At 75.0% G+C, this 6607-nt stretch carries 6 protein-coding genes; 5 read left to right on the top strand and 1 reads right to left on the bottom strand.

Annotated elements, in window-relative coordinates; all coding sequences use genetic code 11:
* The 5 genes from GRC12_RS40485 to GRC12_RS40465 all read left to right on the top strand — a co-directional run.
* Positions 1–1016 (top strand): tetratricopeptide repeat protein (locus tag GRC12_RS40485; protein WP_280117588.1); only part of this gene is annotated, 1016 nt, incomplete at its 5' end.
* Between the two features lie 3 nt (positions 1017–1019).
* Positions 1020–2471 (top strand): hypothetical protein, encoded by a 1452-nt coding sequence (locus tag GRC12_RS40480; RefSeq protein ID WP_208785450.1) that lies wholly within the window; start codon positions 1020–1022, stop codon positions 2469–2471.
* On the top strand, positions 2468–3529 hold the full coding sequence (locus GRC12_RS40475) for a hypothetical protein (protein WP_208785449.1): 1062 nt from the start codon (positions 2468–2470) through the stop codon (positions 3527–3529). The genes GRC12_RS40480 and GRC12_RS40475 overlap by 4 nt, the downstream gene beginning before the upstream one ends.
* Positions 3526–4773, top strand: a complete 1248-nt coding sequence (locus GRC12_RS40470) for an extracellular solute-binding protein (RefSeq protein ID WP_208785448.1) — start codon at positions 3526–3528, stop codon at positions 4771–4773. Before GRC12_RS40475 ends, GRC12_RS40470 begins: the two co-directional genes overlap by 4 nt.
* A 34-nt stretch (positions 4774–4807) precedes the next feature.
* Positions 4808–5557: a YqjF family protein gene (locus tag GRC12_RS40465; RefSeq protein ID WP_208785447.1), complete on the top strand. Its 750-nt coding sequence runs from the start codon at positions 4808–4810 to the stop codon at positions 5555–5557.
* Between the two features lie 36 nt (positions 5558–5593).
* Here the strand turns inward: GRC12_RS40465 and GRC12_RS40460 are convergent, their stop codons facing one another.
* A complete protein-coding gene (locus GRC12_RS40460) occupies positions 5594–6592 on the bottom strand; it encodes a lysylphosphatidylglycerol synthase transmembrane domain-containing protein (protein ID WP_208785451.1) in 999 nt (332 codons plus the stop codon).
* Positions 6593–6607: the final 15 nt, after the last annotated feature.

The following is a 6607-nucleotide window of genomic DNA, read 5'->3' as shown; positions in this document are numbered from 1 at the left end:
CCCCCGGCGCGCCCACCCCCACGGAGATCGCCCGCTGTCTGCCGGTGCCCCGCCGCTACCCGGACGACCCGCAGACCGCCCGGTTCGAGGTCAGCAGCGGCTACGACCCCGGCCATCTCCTCGGCCAGGACGGCGAGAAGCCCACCTCGGTGGAGATCTGCCTGCACAACGTGCGCGTCCTGCTGGGCCGCGACACCCCCGAGGACCTGGAGAGCGCCCAGGAGGAACTCGACACCGCCGACTCCATCCCCGGACCGCGTGCCGTACGTCAGTGGCGGCTGCAGTGGCACCGCGCCCTGGTCGCGCTGCGCCGCGCCGACGTGGACGGCGACCCCCGCCAAGTGGCCGAGGCCAAAGCCCACTTCACCCGGGTCCGGCTCGACCTGCCCGGGGAGTACGCGCCCAAGCTCGCCCTCGCCTACTGCGGGGAGTGGCTCGGCGACGACACCGCCGGGCCCACCGCCAAGGAGCTGTACGAGGCCGTGTTCGCCCGCAACCCCTCGCACGGCGGCGCCGCCCTGGGCCTGGCCCGGCTCGCGCTGCGCGACGGCGACCGCGGCGCCGCCCTCGACGTCCTCGGCCGGGTCCGGGCGGGCTCGCTGGACCACACCGTCGCCCGGATCGCGGCCCTGCGCATCCGCGCCGCCCGGCTGCCCGACGTCGACGACCCGCTGCCCACGCCCGCCGAGGTCGACGCGGCGCTCGAGGAACTGCGCGGTCTCGGGCGGCGCACCCCGGGCGCGGGCGAACCCGGCCTCTCCGAGGACGAGGTGCTGCGGCTCAGCACCGAACTGCACGAATGGAAGCTGGACGCGCTGCACAGCCGCGGTGACGGACCCCGCCGCCCGGGCCGCGGCGCCCGCCGCCTGAGGCGACCGTCCCCCGAGGAGCGCGAGGTCCGTGCCCGGCTGGAGCGGCACTACCGGCAACTGGCCGCGCACCACCGGGAGTCGGCCGCCGCCCATGAACACCTGGTGGACCTCTCCCACGCGGTACGACCCCAGACGGTGATCTGACCCATGGACACGGCGGCGCCCACCCGGCGCCGAGGAGACGAAGGCGAGGGACCGGTGACGTACGAGACGAGCAGCCCCGTCCGGCCGCCGCACCTGGACGTCCGGCTGCACGTCGACCTGGACGGCGAGGTGCGCCCGCACCGCAGCGCCAAGATCGAGGCCCATCTGCGGGTCGACGTGGCCGCCACCGGCGCCGCCGCGGAACTGCCGGCCGTCGAACTCGCCGTGATCATCGCCGTGGACGTCGCCGAGACCCACCGGACAGCGGTACGGCACGCCCTGCCCGCCGCGCTGCGCGCGCTGCCCGACGACATCTCCTTCGCGGTCCTCGGCGGCGGCCCCGAACCCGCCCCCTGCTATCCCCTGCGCGGGGGCGAGTGGGCCGTCGCCGACCACGACCACCGACGGCGGGCCGCCTTCGCCGCGGGCGCGCTGCCCCTGCACCGGGACGGCCCGCGGCCCGCCGGATACGCCGCCTGGGTGGCGCGGGCCCGCGAACTGCTCGCCGCCCGCCCGCTGTCCGTACGTCATCTGCTGCTGATCACCGACGGCAGCAGCGCCCCCGGCGAGAGCCGGCTGCGGCAGGAACTGGAGGCCTGCGCCGGGCAGTTCACCTGCGACGTGCTCGCCGTGGGCACCGACTGGCCGCCCGAACCGCTGCTGACCCTCGCCGAACGGCTGCACGGCACGGCCGAGTTCGTCGAGGAGGGCCTCGGCTCGGCGATCACCGCGGCCGTCCGGCGGCTGCGCCGGGTGCACACCCCGCAGCTGCCCATCGCGGTGACCGTGCGGCCCGCCGTGCGCCAGGTCTCCCTCAACGAGAAGGCACCCCGGCCGCACCGGCTCGGCGGACTGCGCGAGCCCGGCCGCCCGTACACCTGGCTCTTCCCCACCTACCAGTGGGAGCCCGGCTCGCGCGACTATCTGCTCACCCTCGTCGCCGACGCCGACCACGATCCCCAGGAGACCGAGCTGCAGTTCGCCATGGTCTCCGTCGGCGACGTCCATGCGCCCGTCACCGCCCGCTGGCACCGGCCCGACCCGGCGGCACCCTACGGCCAGGGCGGTGACAGCGTGCTCTCCCTGAACGCCGGCACCGCCATGCGCACCGCCCTGCGCAAGGGGCTCCTCGCCCTCAGGGAGGACCGACGGGAGGACGCGGAACGCCAGTTGGGGCGGGCCGCGCGCCTCGCGGCCGGCCTCGGCACGGACTGGGTGCTGGAGGAGATCCGCGCCGTCGCGGTCGTCGAGGACGCGGCCGGGGGAGAGGTACGGCTGCGCACGGCCGTCGACACCGACACGCTGGCCCCGATGATCCTGCGCGTCGGTTCCGGGCCGGTCGAACCCTCCGCCGAGGCGGCCGGACCACCGCCCGGCCCGCGCTGCGCGGGCTGCGGCACCCCGGCCGGCGTCGAGGCCCGCTACTGCATCAGGTGCGGGGAGGAGCTGCTGTGAGAACGGGACGCACCTGGCACGACCACACCCCCGCCGCGTTCTGGCGCCGGCGCCTTCGCCCCTACCGGACCCGGCGGCTGCTGGAGGCGCACGCCCTGGTCCTCACCCTCTGCGCGGCCGTCGCCGTCAGCGCCCTGCTGGTCTCCTGCCGCCAGACCCAGCAGGCCACCCAGGCCCTCGCCGCCCGGCAGGCGCCGGCGGTGCAGGGCCTGGCCGCCACCCGGCTCGCCCTGATGCGCGCCGACTGGGGCGCCAACGACCTGGTGAAAAGGGGACTGGCCGACATCGTGGGCCCCGGCGAGACCTACCGCGTCCAGCTCGCCGCGGCCGACCAGGGACTGTCCCGGATCGCGGACCGCATCGACCAGGACCTCGGCACCGTCAACGGCCTGCTCGCCTCCTACAGCACCTCCATCTCCCCAGGCGCCTTCCAGTACGGGCACCAGCCGCTCATGCGGCAGCAGAAGCTCGTGGAGGCGGCCTCGCTGCTCAGCCGTCCGCAGACCGGGATCGCCCCGCGGCTGGACAGGCTGCAGGTCAACCAGATGGGGCGCGCCGCGGCCACCGCCGGCATGGGGTGGGTGCAGCGCGGGGGCTGGTGGCTCGCCGAACTCTCCCTGGCCGTCCTGGGAGTGACCCTGCTGTCCGCCCTGTTCGTGGTCCGCGACCGCTGCGGCCGGGACTTTGACGTGTGCCTGCTGCCCGCGCTGGCCCTCACCGTGCTGCTGGCCGTCTTCCCGCTGCTGGCGGCGTCGTCGGCGCAGCACGACCTCGACCGGGTCGGCGGAGGTCTGAGCGGCATCACCGAGGTCTCGCGTCACACCGCCCGGTGCGACCCCGCTCTGTCTCCGGCCGCCTGGAAGAAGTGCGGCGACCACCTGACCCGTGTGCAGACGGCCGTCACGAACAGGTCCGAGCAGGTACGGCGGGAACTGGCCGGCGCCACCTGGACCGACGGGGTGTACCGGGCCACCCTCATCGTCGGGCTGCTGGTCTTCGTGCTGCCCGCGACGGGGCTGGGCTACCGGCTCGACCGGGACTACTGGAGGCAACGATGACCCGGCCGTTCCGGCTGCTGGTGTTCCTGGTGGCGCTGCTGCTGGTCGCCGCGGGCGGACTGGTGGCGGCCTGGACGCAGCGTGACGAGGCGCCGGTGACCATCCTCGGGACCTGGACCGGCACCCAGGAGAAGCACTTCGAGAAGGTGCTGCGCGGCTTCGGCATCCCCTTCACCTACCAGGGCACCGCGGCCCAGCGCGAGGTCCTGCTCTCCAAGGTGCAGTCGGGGGAGTCCCCGGACATCGTGATCATGCCCGGCGTCGGCGAACTCGGCGAGTACGCCGACCAGCAGCGCCTGCACCCCCTGGGCGACCTCTACGACCAGGCGGACTACGGCGCCCCTTGGGGATCGGCGGGCAAGCGCAAGAAAAAGGTGTACTGGGTGCCGGTGAAGGCCGACCTGAAGAGCGTGGTCTGGTACCGCTCGGGCCACCGACCCGCCCCCTCCCCGGCGCCGCTCAAGAGCTGGTGCATCGGCATGGGCGACGACGGCGCCTCCGGCTGGCCCGGCAGCGACTGGATCGAGGACCTGGTGCTGCAGCGGGCCGGCCCGGGCGTGTACGCGCGCTGGGCGTTGGGCGCCCGCAGCGTGCCGTGGACCGACTCGCGGGTGCGCGGCGCCTGGGAGGCCTGGGGCCGACTGCTGACCCAGAGCCCCTCGGCTGCCCGGCACGCCCTGCTCACCGACCATCGGGGCGAACAGGGCGGCGACGGGCTGCTGTTCGACGGCTGGAACGGGTGCGCCCTGGAGCACCAGGGCTCGTTCGCCCGCTCCTTCTACAACAAGAGGTCCGCCGAACTGACCGATTCCGCCCCGCTGTTGCCCGGCGGCCCCTACCCGGTGCGGGCCCATGAGGTGACCGGCGACTTCGCCGCACTCTTCAGTGACCGCCCCCAGGCGAAGAAGCTGATCGAGAAGCTCGCCTCCCGGGAGGGCCAGCGCGCCTGGGCAGGCTTCCAGGACGTCTTCTCGGCGAACCGCCGGGTGCCGCCGAAATCCGACCGGGTCGGCCGCGAGATCTCCCGACAGCTCACCGGCGGGGGCACCCGGTGCCTGGACGCCTCCGACGTGATGGCCCCGGCCGTGCGGGACGCCTTCTACGAGGCCGCCCTGATGACCCTCTCCCGGGCCGCGACGGGCGCGGACCTCGGCATACCGGGTCTGCTGAGGGGTCTGCAGCGGGTGCAGGACGCGCAGTCCCCCAGCCCGGCGGGCCCGGAGACGGTGTGCAGCACGCCCTGACCGCCGCGCGGCGGGCCGCGGTACGGTGACCCGCGTGCCACCGGAGCCCATCAGCGTCGACGCGCCCGGCGCCATCGCCCGTCCGCTGCTCACCCAGTCCTGGCTCGACCTCGCCTTTCTGCACTGGGCCGCAGATCCCGCCGACGTGGCCCCGCTGCTGCCCGCCGGGACCGTCCCGGACACCCTGGACGGGGTCACGTACGTCGGGCTGGTCGCGTTCCGGATGCACCGGGTCGGCTGGTTCCGGCTCCCCGGCGTTCCCTATCTGGGGACCTTCCCCGAGACCAACGTCCGGCTGTACTCGGTGGACGGGCACGGGCGGCGGGGCGTGGTCTTCCGGTCCCTGGACGCCTCCCGGCTGCTGCCGGTGGCCGTGGCGCGGATCGGGTTCCGGATGCCGTACGTGTGGTCCCGGATGAGCGTCCGCGCCGACGGCGACACCGTGACCTACACCAGCTCCCGGCGCTGGCCCGGACCGCGCGGCGCGCACAGCCGCATCACCGTGCGGGTGGGGGAACGGATCGGGGAGCCCACGGAGTTGGAGCACTTCCTCACCGCGCGCTGGGGCATGCACGGCACGTTCTTCGGCCGGCCGATGTACCTGCCGAACGCCCACCCGCGCTGGTCCCTGCACCGGGCCGAGCTGCTGGAGTGCGCGGAGGACCTGGTGGCCGCGGCGGGGCTGCCGACGCCGGTGGGCGAGCCGGTGAGCGTGCTGTACTCACCGGGCGTCCCGGCCCGCTTCGGCCGGCCCGCCCGCCCGGCGGGCATCCCGACGCCGTGACCGGGCCGATGCCCCGGTAACGGGAACCCGCCCCGCTCACAGCACCTTTCGCTGCACCAGTGCCGACAGCACCAGCGCGCCCGGCAGCAGCGGCAGCCACACCGTCAGCACGCGGTAGCCGATCAGGGTCGCCGCGGCCAGCTCCACCGGGGCGCCGAGCGCCGACAGCGTGAACACCATCGCCGCGTCCACCGGGCCGATGCCGCCCGGCGCGGGCACCGCGCCGACCGCACTGCTGGCGGCGAGGAACGCGAAGGCGACCTGGGCCCAGGACAGCGTCAGGCCCAGCGAGGCGCCGACCGCGTGGATCACGCTCGCCTGGAGCAGTGGCGCGGCGGCCGCCCCGCCCCACAGGGCGAGCACCCGGGACGGGCGGCTGTGCAGCAGCCGTACGTCGGTCAGGGCGGTGCGGACGCCGTTCAGCAGCGGACGGCGCAGCGGTCGTACGGTCGTCACGAGGACGCCGGTGACGGCGAGGCCGGCGGCGGCGCCGGCGACGATCAGCAGCAGCGTCCGCCCGTCCGGGGCGAGCCCGTCGAGGCCCAGCAGATCGGGGAAGGCGAGCAGGAAGACGAGCAGGACCGCGGTCTTCGCGATCGGCCTGACCAGGGAGTACAGGGCGAGGGAGGCGGTGGCGCGGGCGAACGGGATGCCGCGGCGCAGGAGGAAGCGCAGGGTGACGGCGTGCGCGCCGAGACTCGCCGGCAGCACGTGGTTGGCGGCGCCGGCCGCGAACTGCGAGGCGATCAGCAGCCCGGCCGGCAGCCGCTCGGGCAGGGCGCCCTGCCGTACGCAGGCCGAGGAGAGCCAGCACAGACAGGTGAAGAAGAACGCCACCAGCAGCCATCCCGGGTCGGCGGACCCGAGCCGCGCGGTCCCGTCCCGCAGCGTCCGCCAGTCGACGACCGCCCAGACGCCGATCAGCAGCAGGGGGAGGAGGACGAGGGCGCGCCGGGTGAGCGTGGCGAGTGGATGGCAGGGAGCGGGGGAGTCCGTGGACTCGTCCGCCGAAGGTGGCCGGAGGAGGGCCGACACGGCCGCGGCGAGGGC

This window comes from Streptomyces griseorubiginosus (assembly GCF_017614965.1).
Taxonomy (GTDB): domain Bacteria; phylum Actinomycetota; class Actinomycetes; order Streptomycetales; family Streptomycetaceae; genus Streptomyces; species Streptomyces griseorubiginosus_B.
This window is presented reverse-complemented; position numbering and strand designations above follow the sequence as displayed.

Bases quoted from the DNA above. Each gene is read 5' to 3' on its own strand.
- GRC12_RS40480 (WP_208785450.1), top strand. From the start codon at position 1,020: ATGGACACGGCGGCGCCCACCCGGCGCCGAGGAGACGAAGGCGAGGGA.
- GRC12_RS40470 (WP_208785448.1), top strand. From the start codon at position 3,526: ATGACCCGGCCGTTCCGGCTGCTGGTGTTCCTGGTGGCGCTGCTGCTG.